At 57.2% G+C, this 16,786-nt stretch carries 15 protein-coding genes; 2 read left to right on the plus strand and 13 right to left on the minus strand.

The genetic code is table 11. From position 1 onward, the window contains the following. Nucleotides 1–2 precede the first annotated feature (2 nt). The 13 genes from lpxA to rpsB all read right to left on the minus strand — a co-directional run bounded on the left by lpxA (nt 3) and on the right by rpsB (nt 12,925). On the minus strand, nt 3–779 hold the full coding sequence (lpxA, locus tag ALP40_RS08380; RefSeq protein ID WP_122207831.1) for an acyl-ACP--UDP-N-acetylglucosamine O-acyltransferase: 777 nt from the start codon (nt 777–779) through the stop codon (nt 3–5). Continuing rightward, entirely contained in the window at nt 776–1,216 is a 441-nt protein-coding gene (gene fabZ / locus ALP40_RS08385) for a 3-hydroxyacyl-ACP dehydratase FabZ (protein ID WP_122207832.1), read from the minus strand. Before fabZ ends, lpxA begins: the two co-directional genes overlap by 4 nt. Before the next feature lie 109 nt (nt 1,217–1,325). Next, on the minus strand, nt 1,326–2,381 hold the full coding sequence (gene lpxD, locus ALP40_RS08390) for a UDP-3-O-(3-hydroxymyristoyl)glucosamine N-acyltransferase (RefSeq protein ID WP_122207833.1): 1,056 nt from the start codon (nt 2,379–2,381) through the stop codon (nt 1,326–1,328). Between the two features lies 1 nt (nt 2,382). Then, nucleotides 2,383–2,886, minus strand: coding sequence for an OmpH family outer membrane protein (locus tag ALP40_RS08395; RefSeq protein ID WP_002554721.1), 504 nt, complete (start codon nt 2,884–2,886; stop codon nt 2,383–2,385). Between the two features lie 45 nt (nt 2,887–2,931). Continuing rightward, complete coding sequence (gene bamA / locus ALP40_RS08400) at nt 2,932–5,316, minus strand: outer membrane protein assembly factor BamA (protein ID WP_122207834.1); 2,385 nt, start codon at nt 5,314–5,316, stop codon at nt 2,932–2,934. Between the two features lie 74 nt (nt 5,317–5,390). After that, entirely contained in the window at nt 5,391–6,743 is a 1,353-nt protein-coding gene (gene rseP / locus ALP40_RS08405; RefSeq protein WP_122207835.1) for a sigma E protease regulator RseP, read from the minus strand. Between the two features lie 106 nt (nt 6,744–6,849). Beyond that, nucleotides 6,850–8,040: a 1-deoxy-D-xylulose-5-phosphate reductoisomerase gene (gene ispC / locus ALP40_RS08410; protein ID WP_122207836.1), complete on the minus strand. Its 1,191-nt coding sequence runs from the start codon at nt 8,038–8,040 to the stop codon at nt 6,850–6,852. Further along, complete coding sequence (locus tag ALP40_RS08415) at nt 8,037–8,852, minus strand: phosphatidate cytidylyltransferase (RefSeq protein WP_122207837.1); 816 nt, start codon at nt 8,850–8,852, stop codon at nt 8,037–8,039. Before ALP40_RS08415 ends, ispC begins: the two co-directional genes overlap by 4 nt. Then, nucleotides 8,852–9,607: a polyprenyl diphosphate synthase gene (uppS, locus tag ALP40_RS08420; RefSeq protein ID WP_122207838.1), complete on the minus strand. Its 756-nt coding sequence runs from the start codon at nt 9,605–9,607 to the stop codon at nt 8,852–8,854. The genes ALP40_RS08415 and uppS overlap by 1 nt, the downstream gene beginning before the upstream one ends. A gap of 16 nt (nt 9,608–9,623) precedes the next feature. After that, on the minus strand, nt 9,624–10,181 hold the full coding sequence (gene frr, locus ALP40_RS08425) for a ribosome recycling factor (protein WP_073164004.1): 558 nt from the start codon (nt 10,179–10,181) through the stop codon (nt 9,624–9,626). After that, nucleotides 10,178–10,921 carry a UMP kinase gene (gene pyrH / locus ALP40_RS08430; RefSeq protein WP_024686172.1) on the minus strand — a complete coding sequence of 248 codons (744 nt, stop codon included), beginning with the start codon at nt 10,919–10,921 and terminating at the stop codon, nt 10,178–10,180. The genes frr and pyrH overlap by 4 nt, the downstream gene beginning before the upstream one ends. Before the next feature lie 206 nt (nt 10,922–11,127). Next, the gene (gene tsf / locus ALP40_RS08435; protein WP_122207839.1) at nt 11,128–11,991 is read right to left on the minus strand and encodes a translation elongation factor Ts; all 864 of its coding nucleotides are present in this window, start codon (nt 11,989–11,991) and stop codon (nt 11,128–11,130) included. A 190-nt stretch (nt 11,992–12,181) separates the two neighbouring features. Beyond that, a complete protein-coding gene (gene rpsB, locus ALP40_RS08440) occupies nt 12,182–12,925 on the minus strand; it encodes a 30S ribosomal protein S2 (protein WP_122207840.1) in 744 nt (247 codons plus the stop codon). 312 nt (nt 12,926–13,237) lie between these two features. Here rpsB and map point away from each other — a divergent pair, with 312 nt between their 5' ends. Together map and ALP40_RS08450 are read left to right on the plus strand one after the other, a co-directional pair. Then, nucleotides 13,238–14,020, plus strand: a complete 783-nt coding sequence (gene map, locus ALP40_RS08445) for a type I methionyl aminopeptidase (protein WP_122207841.1) — start codon at nt 13,238–13,240, stop codon at nt 14,018–14,020. A 46-nt stretch (nt 14,021–14,066) separates the two neighbouring features. Next, nucleotides 14,067–16,763, plus strand: coding sequence for a [protein-PII] uridylyltransferase (locus ALP40_RS08450; RefSeq protein ID WP_122207842.1), 2,697 nt, complete (start codon nt 14,067–14,069; stop codon nt 16,761–16,763). The last annotated feature ends 23 nt before the right edge of the window (nt 16,764–16,786 follow it).

The raw sequence follows: 16,786 nt of genomic DNA on the forward strand, positions 1-16,786 counted from the left end.
GATTAGCGGGTGATGCCGCGGGTCGAAGCCTGAATCGACTCGAGAAACACCGCGACTTCAGGAAAGAGCGCAGCAGGCTCGGCCAACTCTGCAACGGCCTGATCGATCGTCAGACCCTGGCGGTAAACGGTCTTGTACGCCCTGCGCAGCGCATGAATCGCCTCTTCGGAAAACCCACGACGGCGCATGCCTTCAAAATTCATGCTGCGTGCCTCGGCCGGGTTGCCGAATACGGTCACGAATGCAGGAACATCCTTGCCGATGGCAGTGCCCATACCGGAAAAGCTGTGCGCACCGATGTGGCAGAACTGATGCACCAGGGTGAAACCTGAAAGGATCGCCCAGTCATCGACATGAACGTGTCCAGCCAAAGCGGTGTTATTGACCAGAATCACATGATTTCCGATCACGCTGTCGTGGCCGATATGGGCATACGCCATGATCAGGTTGTGATCGCCCAAGGTGGTTTCAGCGCGGTCCTGAATGGTGCCACGGTGAATCGTCACGCCTTCGCGAATCACGTTGTGATCGCCAATCACCAGACGCGTCTCTTCACCCTTGTACTTGAGATCGGGCGTGTCTTCGCCTACCGAAGAAAACTGGTAGATGCGGTTGTGCTTGCCAATCCGTGTCGGCCCCTTGAGGACGACATGAGGACCGACCACTGTACCCTCGCCAATTTCCACACCGGGTCCGATGATCGACCAAGGGCCGACCTCCACATTGTCAGCCAGGACGGCCGTCGGATCGATGATTGCGCGAGGGTCAATCAAACTCATAGCTTGCGTTCCGCACAGATGATTTCAGCGGAGCATACCGCTTTACCTTCAACAGTGGCTTTGCATTCGAATTTCCAGATCTGGCGCTTGCAGCTCAGGAAGTTGGCTTCCAGTACCAGCTTGTCGCCCGGCAGAACCGGCTGACGGAACCGCAGCTTGTCCGAGCCCACGAAATAATAGAGGGTGCCGTCGGACGGTTTGGCATCCAGCATCTTGAACGCCAGAATCCCTGCCGCCTGCGCCATCGCCTCGATGATCAGCACGCCCGGCATGATCGGATGCTGAGGAAAGTGACCATTGAAGAAAGGCTCGTTGACACTGACATTCTTATAGGCGCGAATGGTTTTGTTCTCGATGTCCAGTTCCGTGACGCGATCCACCAACAGGAACGGATAACGATGAGGCAGGTATTCGCGAATTTCTTTGATGTCCATCATTTCGAGGGGAAGCCTGTAGTAAAGATTAGGGGTGCGTCGCGACGGCGCAGCACCCCTCTACATCAAGGAGGCAGTTTATCGACTGTGCACGCTTGATATTAAAAAGGTATCAGCCATCAGATGGAGGATTACCGGCGTTGGTCACGGTTTCGACCATCTTTTCCAGCTTTTGCAGACGCCGGGCCATGTCATCGATCTTGCGCAGCCGCGCTGCACTCTTGCGCCACTCGGCGGCAGGCTGCATCGCAGTGCCCGACGAATAGGAGCCTGGCTCGGTGATCGAGTGAGTCACCATCGTCATGCCGGTGATGAAAACACCGTCACAAATGTCGATATGACCGACCAGCCCAACGCCACCTGCCAACATGCAATGCTTGCCAATTTTCGTGCTTCCAGAGATACCGACACAGGCAGCCATTGCCGTGTGATCGCCAATCTGGACGTTGTGCGCGATCTGAATCTGGTTATCCAGCTTGACCCCGTTACCGATTCGGGTGTCCGCCAGCGCGCCACGGTCGATGGCGGTATTCACGCCGATTTCCACGTCGTCGCCAATGGACACACCGCCGATCTGAGCGATCTTCTGCCAGACGCCTTTTTCATTGGCAAAGCCGAAACCTTCCCCGCCCAGCACGGCCCCCGACTGAATGACCACACGCTTGCCAATGCGTACGTCGTGGTAAAGCGTCACACGGGGTGCCAGCCAGCCACCCTCTCCGATCTCGCAACGAGCACCGATGAAGCAGTGCGCACCTACGGTGACATGCGCCGCAATCCGTGCACCGCTTTCGACGATGGCGAAGGCACCGATGCTGGCGGCCGGGTCGACCACAGCATCGTCAGCGATCACTGCTGTCGGATGAATGCCGGCAGCAGCCTTGGGCTTGGGATCGAAAAGGTGGGAGATTCGGGCATAGGCCAGGTAAGGATCCGGCACCAACAACGCGTCACCGGCGAAACTGTCGGCATCTGCAGGCTTGAGCAGCACGGCAGCGGCCTGGGTATCGACCAGGAATTTGCGGTATTGGGGATTGGCCAGGAAACTGATCTGATCAGGGCCAGCCTCTTGTAAAGTGGCCAGCCCTGTAATGTCCTTGTCCTTGCTGCCACGCACCGTGGCATTCAGGAACTCGGCCAATTGGCCGAGTTTGATAGTTGCGCTCATATTACTTCAGCTGATTCATGCGCTCGATGACCTGGCGAGTAACGTCATACTGAGGCTTGACGTCAATCACCGCACCGCGCTCGAACACCAGATCGAAACCACCTTTCTTGATGACTTCTTCAACAGCCTGGTCCAGCTTTGGCTTGAGCTGCTTGAGCATTTCACGGTCGGCGACGGCCTTGGCTTCGTTCAGTTCCTTGGACTGGAACTGGAAGTCGCGGGCTTTCTGCTTGAACTCAAGCTCAAGACGCTCGCGCTCAGGCTGAGCCATCTTGTCGCCGCCGCTCACCAGACGATCCTGGATACCCTTGGCGCTGCTTTCCAGGCTTTTCAGCTTGGTGAGTTGCGGGCCAAACTTCTTCTCGGCATCCACAGCGTATTTCTTGGCAGCATCGGATTCCAACAGCGCCATCTGATAGTTCAGCACAGCGATTTTCATGTCAGCAAAAGCAGGGCTCGCGACCAGAACGGTGGCCAGCAGTACCAATTGAGTCAACTTACGCACAATACAACTCCTACAGAATTCGTTGCGTTATCACAGATCAGACGCTTAGAAGGTCTGACCCAGGGAGAATTGGAATACTTGGGTTTCGGAATCGTCATCCGGCTTCTTGATCGGCATCGCCAAGGCGAAGCTCAAAGGACCGAGAGCGGTGACCCAGGTCACACCCACACCGACGGAACTGGCCATACCAGAGAAGTCGACGTTGTTGCATTCAACACGCTGACCATTGCGCGTCCTACTGGAATCGCAATTACTGTCGAAAACATTACCCACGTCCCAGAACACAGAGGTCCGCAGTGAACGCTGATCTTTAACGAAAGGCAGAGGGAACATCAGCTCTACGCCACCCTGAACCAGCACGTTGCCACCGAACGGCAGCGGATCCTGATCCGGGTCCTCGATCGTTCCTGGTCTGCCGCCATTGGCAGCACCTCTACTTGGCGTACTCCGCGGGCCAAGAGTACTGTCCTTGAAGCCCCGAACCGAATTGAAGCCACCGGCGTAGTAGTTCTCATAGAAAGGCAGGCCTGACGTTGAACCGTAGCCGTCGCCATAACCCAACTCGGTGTGCAAGCGTAACGTGTAATTGTCAGAAAGCGGGTGGAAATACTGACCACGGTAGTCAAGCTTGAAGAACGACAAGTCGCTGCCAGGCAGTGTCGACTCAAGCACCAGGCTCTGAGAATGACCCCGAGTCGGCAACACACCTTTATTGAGTGTGGATTCAGACCAGCCCACTGACGCCTTGAAGTTCAGGAACTTGTCGCCTTCCTTTTCAAGGAAATCGAAGATTTCATCGACGGTGTAATTACCTGTCTTGATTTCGTCCTGCTGCACCGTCAAGCCATAGGTCAGACGCGACGTCTCGCTGATCGGGTAACCGAGGCTCACGCCTGCACCGAGGCTGTCAACCGCATAGCTCGCTACGTCAACATCAAGATCATCATAGTCAGTGGTGCGATAGAACGCGTTGTAACCCAGGCTCACGCCATCCGGCGTGTAGTACGGATCTACATAACTGAAGTTGTAACGGCTCTGGTATTCGGAACGGGTCAAACCGATGCTGACCTTGTTACCTGTACCCAGGAAATTGTTCTGACTGATCGAACCACCCAGGATCAGGCCGGCACTCTGTGCGAAGCCCACGCTAGCGGTGATGGAGCCGGACGCCTGCTCTTCCACTGCGTAGTTCACATCAACCTGGTCGTCGGTGCCTGGCACCGGCGGCGTTTCGACGTTGACTTCCTTGAAGAAACCCAAGCGATCCAGACGAGTCTTGGACTGATCGATCAGATAAGTCGACGCCCAGCCACCTTCCATCTGGCGCATTTCGCGACGCAGCACTTCGTCCGCAGACTTGGTGTTGCCACGGAAGTTGATGCGGTTCACGTAGGCACGCTTGCCGGGATCGACCACGAAGGTGATGTCGACAGTGTGATCTTCGTTGTTCGGTGTTGGCACACCGTTGACGTTGGCGAAGGTATAGCCTTCGTTACCCAGGCGACGGGTGATCAGCTCGGAGGTCGTGGTCATGACTTTGCGCGAAAACACCTGACCCGGCTGAACCAGCATCAGGGATTTGATCTGATCTTCCGGAACCTTCAGGTCACCGCTGAGCTTGACCGACTTGACGCTGTACTTCTCGCCTTCGTTGACGTTGACGGTGATGTACACGTTTTTCTTGTCAGGCGTGATAGAAACCTGAGTCGAGGCGATATCCATGTTGATATAGCCGCGATCGAGGTAGTACGAACGCAGACGTTCCAGGTCGCCGGACAGTTTCTCACGGGCGTACTTGTCGTCGTTCTTGAAGAAGGAAAGCCAGTTGGAAGTCTTGAGCTCGAACAGGTCAATCAGATCCTCGTCAGGGAACACGGTGTTGCCCACGACGTTGATGTGCTGAATGGCCGCAACGGTGCCTTCATTGATGTTGATCTTGAGACCGACGCGGTTGCGCGGCTGCGGCACGACTTCGGCGGCCACTTCAGCCGAGTAGCGCCCTTGGGCCACATACTGGCGCTGCAGCTCGTTACGCACGCCTTCAAGGGTGGCGCGCTGGAAAATTTCACCTTCAGCCAGACCCGATTGTTTCAGGCCCTTCATCAGGTCTTCGGTGGAGATCGCCTTGTTGCCTTCGATCTCGATGCTCGCAACGGAAGGACGCTCGACGACGGAGATAACGAGTACGTTGCCATCGCGACCCAGTTGGATATCTTGAAAGAAGCCGGTTTTGAACAACGCACGAGTGGCATCGACCAAACGACCGTCATCCGCCTGCTCGCCTACGTTGAGCGGCAGTGCACCAAAGACGCTGCCGGCGGAAACCCGCTGCAGGCCATTGACACGGATATCGGAGATGGTGAAGGACTCGGCGTGAACTTCAGCGATCATCAGTGCGGCAAGAACCGCAGTTAGCAGCAGACGTTTCATGAAGTCCTTTCTTATTCCAACTGGCAATAAACAAACTGCCGCAAAATGCGGCAGATTCGCAACTCGGCAACGCTTTACAGTCGACCCAGATCGTTGACCAGCGCGAGCAACATAACGCCCACCACCAGACTGATACCGATCTGCGCCCCCCAACCTTGAACCTTTTCCGAAAGGGGACGACCACGCGCCCACTCGATCAGATAAAACAGCAAATGCCCGCCATCCAGCACGGGAATAGGCAATAAATTCAGAACCCCAAGGCTTATGCTCAGATAAGCGAGGAAGTTGAGAAAGTCTCCGATGCCCGACTGGGCCGAAGCGCCCGCCACTTTAGCAATGGTTATCGGTCCACTCAAGTTTTTTACCGACAGCTCACCGAACAACATTTTCTTGAGCGAATCCAGCGTCAGCACACTCATGGTCCAAGTACGCTTCACGCCCTCTGCCATCGCGGCAAAAGGACCGTAGCTGACCTCGCGGACCATTTCGGCAGGCCAGTCTACACCCTTGACCCCTGCACCCAGGTAACCTGCGGCCGCCTTGCCCTCACCTTTTTCAGCAAGCGTGACCGGCACATCCAGTTGCGCGCCGTCGCGTTCGATACGCAACGACACTTTGGCCCCCGGGCGCTCACGGACCCAGTCGACCACCTGCTGCCATTCATTGAGAGGCTGACCATCAACCGACACCAGACGGTCGCCCATTCTCAGGCCCGCAGCCTGGGCAGGGCCTTTAGGATCGAGTTCGGCCAACACAGGTGGCAACGAGGGGCGCCACGGACGAATACCGAGCGATTTGATCGGGTCAGGCTCTTCAGCGCCTTTCAGCCAGTTATCCAGAACCAGCTCACGAGAGGTATCAACCGTCGAATCCTGCTCCCTGAGCTTGACTGTGATCGTACCGCTTTCGCCCAAACGGCGAACGAGCTGCAGATTGACAGCCGACCAGCCCGAAACCGGCTCGCCATCAATGGAGAGAATTTCCTGACCCGCAACCAGCCCGGCGCGCTGGGCAATGCTGCCAGCCTCGACCGCACCAATGACCGGGCGAACCTGCTGACTGCCCATCATGGCCAGCACCCAGAAGAACGCAATGGCCAACAGGAAATTTGCCGTAGGCCCCGCGACGACGATGGCGAAGCGCTGATAAACCGTCTTGCGATTGAATGACTGATCGGCCAGCTCGGGCGGTACGTTGCCTTCACGCTCATCGAGCATTTTGACGTAGCCACCCAGCGGAATGGCGGCGACCACGTACTCGGTCCCCTGACGATCGTGCCAACGCACCAGCGGCGTACCGAAGCCTACGGAAAACCGAAGGACTTTGACCCCACAGCGACGGGCCACCCAGAAGTGACCGAATTCGTGGAAGGTGACCAGCACGCCCAACGCAATCAGGGTGCCGACAATCATGTATAACGCGCTCATCGACTTTCTCCGGATACCGACTCGTCGGCAAGTGTGTTGATCATCGCATGCTTCGGGACCTGCCCGTCACGCAGCCCTTCAATCGTTTCACTGAGGCCTTGCGGCTTCAGCGCCCGCATCTCTCAAGCCATTGGCTGGCCAGGACTCGAGCCCGGCCATCGATCGCGAACACCGCTTCGAGGTCGTTGACCTGACCCGCCGGCTCTAGATTGAGCACGTCCTCGATGATAGCGGCAATCTCGAGATAACCAATACGCCCGCCCAGAAACGCCGCCACTGCGACTTCGTTTGCGGCATTGAGCATCGCCGGGGCGCTTCCACCCGCCTCCGCCGCCTGCCGGGCCAGACGCAGGCAAGGGAAGCGCTCTTCGTCGGGCTTCTGAAAATCGAGCTGACCGATACGAAACAGGTCCAGCGGCGCCACACCGGATTCTACACGTGCAGGCCACGCCAGGGCATTGGCGATTGGCGTACGCATGTCGGGATTGCCCAACTGAGCCAGAACCGAACCATCTACATAATCCACCAACGAGTGGATCACGCTCTGGGGATGAATGACGACCTCCACCTGAGAGGGACGAGCATCGAACAACCAGCAGGCCTCGATCAGCTCAAGCCCTTTGTTCATCATGGTGGCGGAGTCAACGGAAATTTTGCGCCCCATCGACCACACCGGATGGGCACATGCCTGATCGGGGGTGACCTTTTGCAATTCAGCCAAAGGCGTCTGGCGAAACGGACCGCCAGACGCCGTCAGCATGATACGCCTGACGCCAACGGCGCCAAGGCCACGCGCAAAATCGGCAGGCAGGCATTGAAAAATCGCGTTGTGCTCGCTGTCGATGGGCAACAGAACCGCACCGCTCGCGCGGACAGCGTCCATGAACAGGGCGCCAGACATGACCAGCGCTTCCTTGTTGGCCAGCAGCACCTTTTTACCAGCCTCAACCGCAGCCAGCGTCGGACGCAGACCCGCTGCCCCTACAATCGCAGCCATGACGGCATCGACCTGAGGGTGAGCAGCGACCTCACAAAGCCCCTCCTCCCCTACCAGTACGCGGGTGTCGAGGCCGGCAGCCGCAAGATCATCCTGCAGCTTGCGCGCAACTGTCTGCTCAGGCACTACGGCAAACTGCGGCGTGTGCCTGACACATAATGCCAGCAGCTCATTCAGGCGAGTAAACCCCGTCAGAGCGAAGACCTGGTAAAGCGTCGGGTGCCGGGCAACCACATCCAGCGTACTCAACCCGATCGAACCCGTTGCACCCAGAACGGTAATCTGCTGCGGGCGACTCACATCACACCCCAGTCCGCAGCCCATAGCAGTACGGCGAAAACGGGAATAGCGGCGGTCAGGCTGTCAATACGGTCCAGCACACCACCATGCCCTGGAAGCAGGTTGCTGCTGTCCTTGACGCCGGACTGACGCTTGAACATGCTTTCAGTCAGATCGCCGATCACCGAAATGAACACCACCACAGCGGCACCCAGCAGACCGACAATGAACTGGGCAACCGTCCAGTCACGAGAAATCCCCACTGCTGCCGTGATGCCGAGACTGACGACCAGACCTCCGTAGACGCCTTCCCAGCTTTTGCCCGGACTCACTTTCGGCGCCAGCTTGCGTTTGCCAAAGGCCTTGCCGGAGAAATACGCACCGATATCGGCAGCCCAGACCAGCACCATGACCGCAAGGATCAACCAGTTGCCCAGCGGCCACTGCTTGATCAACACCAGCCCTTGCCAGGCAGGCAGCAGGATAAGCAGACCGATCACCAGTTTGCACGCCGCGCTCGCCCAGTATTCGCTGGAATCGGGATACGTCAGCACCAGGAACGTTGCCACCGCCCACCAGATGACCGCCGCGACCAGCACCCAAGGCTCAAGCCCCGGCAGCAGATACATAAGAAAAAGCAGGACAGCCACCACCGCGGCATACCCGAGGCGCATCGACTGCCCGGCAAAGCCTGCCAGTCGGGCCCACTCCCAAGCGCCCAGCACGACCACGAAGCCGATGAACAGTGCGAAGTAGGCACCCGTCAGCAGGAAGAAGCCGCAAAGGGCAATCGGCAACAGAATGAGTGCCGTGATGATCCGTTGTTTCAGCATTAAGCCCGGGCTCCAGCTTCTACCTGTTCGCTGGTTTTACCGAAGCGACGTTGGCGAGAAGCGAAATCAGCCAGCGCAGCGCGCATGGCATCGTGTTTGAAGTCCGGCCAGAACAGGTCGGAGAAATACAGCTCGGCGTAAGCCAGCTGCCAAAGCAGGAAGTTGCTGATGCGGCGTTCACCACCCGTGCGGATACAGAGATCCGGCAACGGCAGATCACCCGTGGCCAGACAAGCCTGCAACAACTGCGCAGTGATGTCTTCCGGCTGCAGATGACCGGCCTGGACTTCACGCGCGAGTCGCTGGGCAGCCTGCGCAATGTCCCACTGGCCACCATAATTGGCAGCGATCTGCAGCACAAAACGGCTATTACCTGCGGTGCGCAGTTCAGCCTCACGCATTGCCGCCTGAAGCTCGGGATGAAAGCGTGAGCGATCACCGATGATTCGCAGACTGATATCATTTTCATTCAGGCGCTTGGTCTCACGACGCAACGCCGTGAAGAACAGTTCCATCAGCGCGCCAACCTCATCGGCCGGGCGCTGCCAGTTTTCACTGGAGAACGCGAACAGTGTCAGCACTTCGACCTTGGCTTCCGCACAGACTTCGATCACTGCACGCACGGCATCAACGCCCGCCTTGTGACCCGCCACGCCTGGCAACAGGCGTTTTTTGGCCCAACGGTTGTTGCCATCCATGATGATCGCAACGTGGCGCGGCACCGAAGACGGCCCGGTCGGTTTTGTCTTTTCCATTAAAGCGCCCCGAACCCTATACGGCCATCAGGTCTGCTTCTTTTGCCTTGGTTGCAGCATCGATATCTGCTTCAGCCTTGTCGGTCAGCTTCTGGATATCGGCAGCGGCACGACGCTCTTCGTCTTCGCTGATTTCCTTATCCTTGACCAGCTTTTTCAGGTCACCCAAAGCATCGCGGCGAATGTTACGCACGGCAACGCGAGCATCTTCAGCAGCACTGCGTGCCTGCTTGGTGAAGCCCTTGCGCGTCTCCTCGGTCAGAGCCGGCATGGAAATCAGCAGCATCTCACCCAGGTTGGTCGGATTGAGGTTAAGACCCGCGCTCTGGATCGCCTTGTCGACGGCTGCCAGCATGTTGCGCTCGAAAGCCACGACCTGCAGGGTGCGAGAATCTTTCACAGTGACGTTGGCCACACCGCTCAAAGGGGTGTCGGCGCCGTAGTAAGGCACCATCACGCTACCCAGAATACTGGGGTGGGCCTTGCCGGTACGAATCTGGCCAAAGGCATGGCTTAAAGATTCGAGGGATTTCTGCATGCGCGCTTGAGCGTCTTTCTTGATTTCGTTGATCATTGTTGAACTTCCTCGATCAGGGTTCCTTCGGCGCCACCGTGGACAATATTAAGGAGGGCACCGGGTTTGTTCATGTTGAAGACACGCAACGGCATCTTGTGGTCGCGGCACAGGCAAATGGCCGTAAGATCCATGACACCCAGCTTGCGATCCAGCACTTCATCGTAAGACAGATGATCGAACTTCTCGGCATTGGGGTCTTTGAACGGATCTGCCGTGTATACGCCATCGACCTTGGTCGCTTTGAGCACCACATCAGCGTCGATTTCGATTGCTCGCAGGCAGGCAGCCGAATCTGTCGTGAAGAACGGATTGCCCGTACCTGCCGCGAAGATCACCACTTCCTTGGCGCTCAGGTGACGCATGGCTTTGCGACGATCGTAATGATCCGTCACACCCACCATTGAGATGGCGGACATCACGATAGCGGTGATGTTAGCCCGCTCCAGCGCATCGCGCATGGCCAGCGCGTTCATCACAGTGGCCAGCATGCCCATGTGATCGCCGGTTACCCGGTCCATGCCCGCTGCACTCAATGCGGCACCACGGAAAAGGTTGCCGCCACCGATAACCAGCCCGACCTGAACACCGATACCGACCAGTTGGCCGACTTCGAGCGCCATCCGGTCCAGGACCTTGGGATCGATGCCGAACTCTTCCGAGCCCATGAGGGCCTCGCCGCTAAGCTTGAGTAGAATGCGTTTATAGCGAGCCTGATAACCACTGCCCTGCTGAGCCATTGCGAATCTCTCCTGCGGCGTTTTCTGAAAAAAATCTGTGCGGGCTATATGAAGCCTGCGCTTACTCTAGCTTGACGCTCCATGAGCGTCGGGAGAATGCAGCCTTATGAGCGCTTTCTCCAAGGAAAAAATTCCTATCTCTTTCGACAAAGAGGCCGCACGCGTGAGCGGGCAGCCTCTTTGGGGCAACAGCATGAAGAACCGTCTTAGTTCTTGCTTGCAGCTACTTGAGCCGCGACTTCTTCAGCGAAGTTGTCGACTGGCTTCTCGATGCCTTCGCCTACTTTGAAGTAGGTGAACGATACGATTTCAGCACCCGCTTTCTTCGCCAGAGCACCGACGGTCAGCTCAGGGTTCTTGACGAACGCCTGCTCAACCAGACTTGCTTCAGCCAGGAACTTGGTGATACGACCGCTAACCATCTTCTCGACGATTTCAGCAGGCTTGCCCTTGATCTTGTCTTCGTTCAGTTGCAGGAAGACAGCCTTCTCGCGCTCGATCGCTTCAGCAGAAACTTCCGAAGGCAGCAGGAATTCAGGGTTGCTTGCAGCAACGTGCATGGCGATGTCTTTGGCCAGATCAGCGTCGCCGCCTTTCAAGACAACCACAACACCGATCTTGTTACCGTGCAGGTAAGAACCCAGGACGTCGCCTTCAACACGCACCAGACGGCGAATGTTGACGTTTTCACCGGTCTTGGCGATCAGCGCCAGACGCGCTTCTTCCTGAGCAGCGATCAGCGGCTCTACGGTGGTCAGCTTGTCAGCGAAGGCTTTTTCGACGCTGGCAGCAACGAATGCCTTGAAGTCTTCCTGCAAAGCCAGGAAGTCGGTCTGCGAATTGACTTCGATCAGAACGGCAGCCTTGCCGTCGTCCTTGATAGCAATAGCGCCTTCAGCAGCAACGTTGCCTGCTTTCTTGGCGGCCTTGATGGCGCCGGAAGCACGCATGTCGTCGATTGCTTTTTCGATGTCGCCGCCAGCCTTGGTCAAGGCTTTTTTGCAATCCATCATGCCTTCGCCGGTACGCTCGCGCAGTTCTTTGACCAACGCTGCAGTAATCTCTGCCATTTCAAAATCCTCTTGGATAGGTCTTCAACCATTCCACCCGACTAACCGGGCGTGCAATTCTTGAAAATTCAGGGTGGCAGCGGCACATGACACTCACGCCACCGTCGCTTGCCAACAAATCATTTCCTAGGTGGCAAAAAGGGGGCTAAGCCCCCTTTTCGCGTACTGAGTAAACGCCAGGCGTTTTTACTCAGCCTTCTACAGCTGCTGCAGCTGGAGCTTCTTCGACGAATACGTCGGTGCCACCAGCAACATTGTTACGACCACGGATGACAGCGTCAGCCATCGAACCCATGTACAGCTGGATAGCGCGGATAGCGTCATCGTTGCCTGGGATGATGTAGTCAACGCCTTCCGGGCTGCTGTTGGTATCGACAACGCCGATGACCGGGATGCCCAGCTTGTTGGCTTCGGTGATCGCGATGCGCTCGTGATCAACGTCGATAACGAACAGAGCGTCTGGCAGACCGCCCATGTCCTTGATACCACCCAGGCTACGATCCAGTTTTTCCAGATCACGGGTGCGCATCAGGGCTTCTTTCTTGGTCAGCTTCGCGAACGTACCGTCTTCAGCCTGAACTTCCAGATCACGCAGGCGCTTGATCGACTGACGGATGGTCTTGAAGTTGGTCAGCATGCCGCCCAACCAGCGGTGATCGACGTACGGCGAACCGCAACGTGCTGCTTCTTCAGCAACGATCTTGCCAGCGGAACGCTTGGTGCCGACGAACAGAATCTTGTTTTTGCCCGAAGCCAGGCGCTCAACGAAAGTCAGCGCTTCGTTGAACATAGGCAGGGTTTTTTCAAGGTTGATGATGTGAATCTTGTTACGCGCGCCGAAAATGTACTTACCCATTTTCGGGTTCCAGTAACGGGTTTGGTGACCGAAGTGAACGCCGCACTTCAGCATATCGCGCATGGTGACTTGGGACATGATAGTTCCTTGATAAGTCGGGTTAGGCCTCCACGTATCCCAATGACCAACCAGTGGCATGAGCCAAAGGCACCCAGGTCATCGTGTCGACACGTGTGTGGGTTTAAGCTTCCAGGACGGACCTTGGAAAGCGGCGCATTTTATATCACAAAAGGAAAGAGAACGGAACTGTAATCAAGTGCTTGTTTCGCCACACCTTTGCATCCCCTGCGGGTGCATATAAAGGAAGCGATGACCACCGGCTGCGTGGCGGTCTGGTAGAATTGCGCCTTTGCGCACAAAACGCGCACACGACATGCCGAGAGCCCCTGTATGACTATCACCCTCAAAACGCCTGAAGACATCGAAAAGATGCGCATTGCCGGTCGTCTCGCCGCTGACGTTCTGGAAATGATCGGCCCTTATGTGAAGCCCGGCGTCACCACTGAAGAGCTGGACCGCATCTGCCACGACTACATTGTCAACGAACAGAAGGCCATACCTGCGCCGCTCAACTATAAAGGCTTCCCCAAATCGATCTGCACCTCGATCAATCAAGTGGTCTGCCACGGCATTCCCGGGGAAAAGCAGCTCAAGAATGGCGACACGCTGAACATCGATGTCACGGTCATCAAGGATGGCTATCACGGTGACACCAGCAAGATGTTTCACGTGGGCACCGTGCCGGTGTGGGCCGAGCGCCTGTCGAAGGTCACCCAAGAGTGCCTTTATAAAGCCATCGAGATCGTTCGCCCTGGCACAAAACTGGGCGATATTGGTGCCGTTATTCAGAAGCATGCGGAAAAGAACGGTTTTTCCGTGGTTCGCGAGTTCTGTGGTCACGGCATCGGCAAGGTGTTTCATGAAGAGCCGCAAGTCATGCACTTTGGCGAGGCAGGCACCGGTATCGAACTGCTCGAAGGGATGACATTCACCATCGAGCCAATGATCAATCAGGGCAAGGCCGATACAAAAATCCTCGGTGACGGCTGGACGGCGATCACCAAGGACCGCAAGCTCTCGGCCCAATGGGAGCATACGATTCTGGTGACGGCTGACGGGTACGAGATATTCACCCTGCGCAGCGATGACACCATTGCACACAAATCGCCGTGAGTGATCGATAGACCGTTCAACAGCCCGACACGAGGAAAGCCGCTCCATGCCGCAGGTAGATCCCGATTTGTTCGACCGCGGCCAGTTCCAGGCCGAACTGGCGCTGAAAGCCAGCCCCATCGCTGCGTTCAAGAAAGCCATCCGCAATGCACGGGAAGTGCTGGACGAGCGTTTCCGGTCGGGCCGCGACATACGTCGCCTGATCGAGGATCGCGCCTGGTTCGTCGACAATATCCTGTGCAAGGCATGGGATCAGTTCGACTGGAGCGAAGACGCAGACATCGCACTTCTGGCGGTGGGTGGCTATGGCCGGGGCGAATTGCACCCCTACTCCGACATTGACCTGCTGATTCTGCTGGACAGCGCCGATCACGAAATCTTTCGCGAGCCCATCGAGCGGTTTCTGACCCTGCTGTGGGACATCGGCCTTGAAGTCGGACAAAGCGTGCGCTCGGTGGATGAATGCGCTCAGGAAGGCCTGGCCGATCTCACCGTCATCACCAACCTGATGGAAAGCCGCACCATTGCCGGTCCCGAGCGTTTGCGTCAGCGCATGCTCGAAGTGACCAGCCCGCGCCATATGTGGCCAAGCAAGGACTTCTTCCTGGCCAAGCGTGCCGAGCAGAAAAGCCGCCACCACAAGTACAACGACACCGAATATAACCTTGAGCCCAACGTAAAGGGCTCCCCCGGCGGGCTGCGGGATATCCAGACGATACTCTGGGTCGCCCGGCGTCAGTACGGCACTCTGAACCTGCACGCCCTGGCAGGTGAAGGCTTTCTGCTGGAGAGTGAAAACAACCTGCTCGCCTCGTCCCAGGAATTCCTGTGGAAAGTGCGTTACGCCCTCCACATGCTGGCAGGACGCTCCGAAGACCGCCTACTGTTCGATTACCAGCGAAGCATCGCCGATCTGCTGGGCTATCAGGACAACGACGCCAAGCTCGCCATAGAACGCTTCATGCAGAAGTACTATCGCGTGGTGATGAGCATCGCCGAGCTGAGCGACCTGATCATCCAGCACTTCGAAGAAGTCATCCTCTCCGACGACAGTGGTACACCCCAACCGCTCAATTCACGCTTCCAGCTGCATGACGGTTATATAGAAGCCACGCACCCCAACGTATTCAAGCGCACCCCGTTCGCCATGATCGAGATTTTCGTGCTGATGGCCCAGCACCCGGAGATCAAGGGCGTACGCGCCGACACCATTCGCCTGCTGCGTGAACACCGGCACCTGATCAACGACGATTTCCGCAACGACATTCGCAACACCAGCCTGTTCATCGAGCTGTTCAAGTGCGAAATCGGCATTCATCGCAACCTGCGGCGCATGAACCGCTACGGCATCCTGGGTCTGTACCTTCCGGAATTCGGCCACATCGTCGGGCAGATGCAGCATGACCTGTTCCACATCTATACGGTGGATGCGCACACGCTGAATCTGATCAAGCATCTGCGCAAACTGCAGTACACCGAGGTGTCGGAGAAATTCCCGCTGGCCAGCAAGATCATGGGCCGCCTGCCGAAACCTGAACTGATCTACCTGGCCGGTCTGTATCACGACATCGGCAAGGGCCGTGGCGGTGATCACTCCGAGCTGGGCGCTGTGGATGCCGAAGCCTTTGGCACCCGTCACCATCTACCCGCCTGGGACACCCGGCTGATCGTCTGGCTGGTGAGCAATCACCTGGTCATGTCGACCACCGCGCAGCGCAAGGACCTCTCCGACCCGCAGGTCATTCATGACTTCGCCCAGTTCGTCGGTGATGAAGTGCATCTGGACTACCTGTATGTGCTGACCGTGGCCGATATCAACGCAACCAACCCGACGCTCTGGAACTCGTGGCGCGCCAGCCTGCTGCGCCAGCTGTACACCGAAACCAAACGCGCCCTGCGCCGCGGCCTTGAAAACCCGGTCGACCGCGAAGAACAGATTCGCCGCACGCAAATCGCTGCACTGGACATTCTGGTGCGAAACGGCACCGACCCCGATGATGTCGAGCAACTGTGGTCAGCATTGGGCGACGACTATTTCCTGCGCCACACCGCCGGTGACGTGGCCTGGCACAGCGATGCAATCCTGCAACAGCCCGCCGATGGTGGCCCGCTGGTCCTGATCAAGGAAACCACGCAGCGGGAATTCGAAGGCGGTACGCAGATCTTCATCTACGCGCCCGACCAGCATGACTTCTTTGCGGTGACCGTGGCGGCAATGGACCAGTTGAACCTGAACATTCACGACGCACGCATCATTACGTCCAGCAGCAAGTTCACGCTCGATACGTATATTGTGCTGGACAACGAAGGCGGTTCGATTGGCGACAACCCGGTACGCGTTCAGGAAATCCGCGAAGGCCTGACCGAAGCGCTGCGCAATCCGGACGATTACCCGACCATCATCAAACGGCGCGTCCCCCGGCAACTCAAGCATTTTGCCTTTGCGCCGCAAGTGACGATTCATAACGATGCGCAGCGTCCGGTTACGGTGCTCGAACTGCTTGCACCAGACCGTCCGGGCCTGCTGGCGCGCATCGGCAAGATTTTTCTGGAGTTCGACCTGTCACTGCAGAATGCCAAGATTGCGACACTTGGGGAGCGAGTGGAAGACGTGTTCTTTATCACCGACGCCGACAACCACCCTTTGTCCGATCCGCAACTGTGCAGCCGATTGCAGGAGGCGATCATCAAGCAACTGAGCGTCAATTCGCAGCCAAGTGGCGAATTGCGCATCAGCATTTAACCTTCGACGCAGTCCTTGAGAGC

Origin of the sequence: Pseudomonas viridiflava, assembly GCF_003702045.1 — a bacterium.
Taxonomy (GTDB): Bacteria; Pseudomonadota; Gammaproteobacteria; order Pseudomonadales; family Pseudomonadaceae; genus Aquipseudomonas; species Aquipseudomonas viridiflava_C.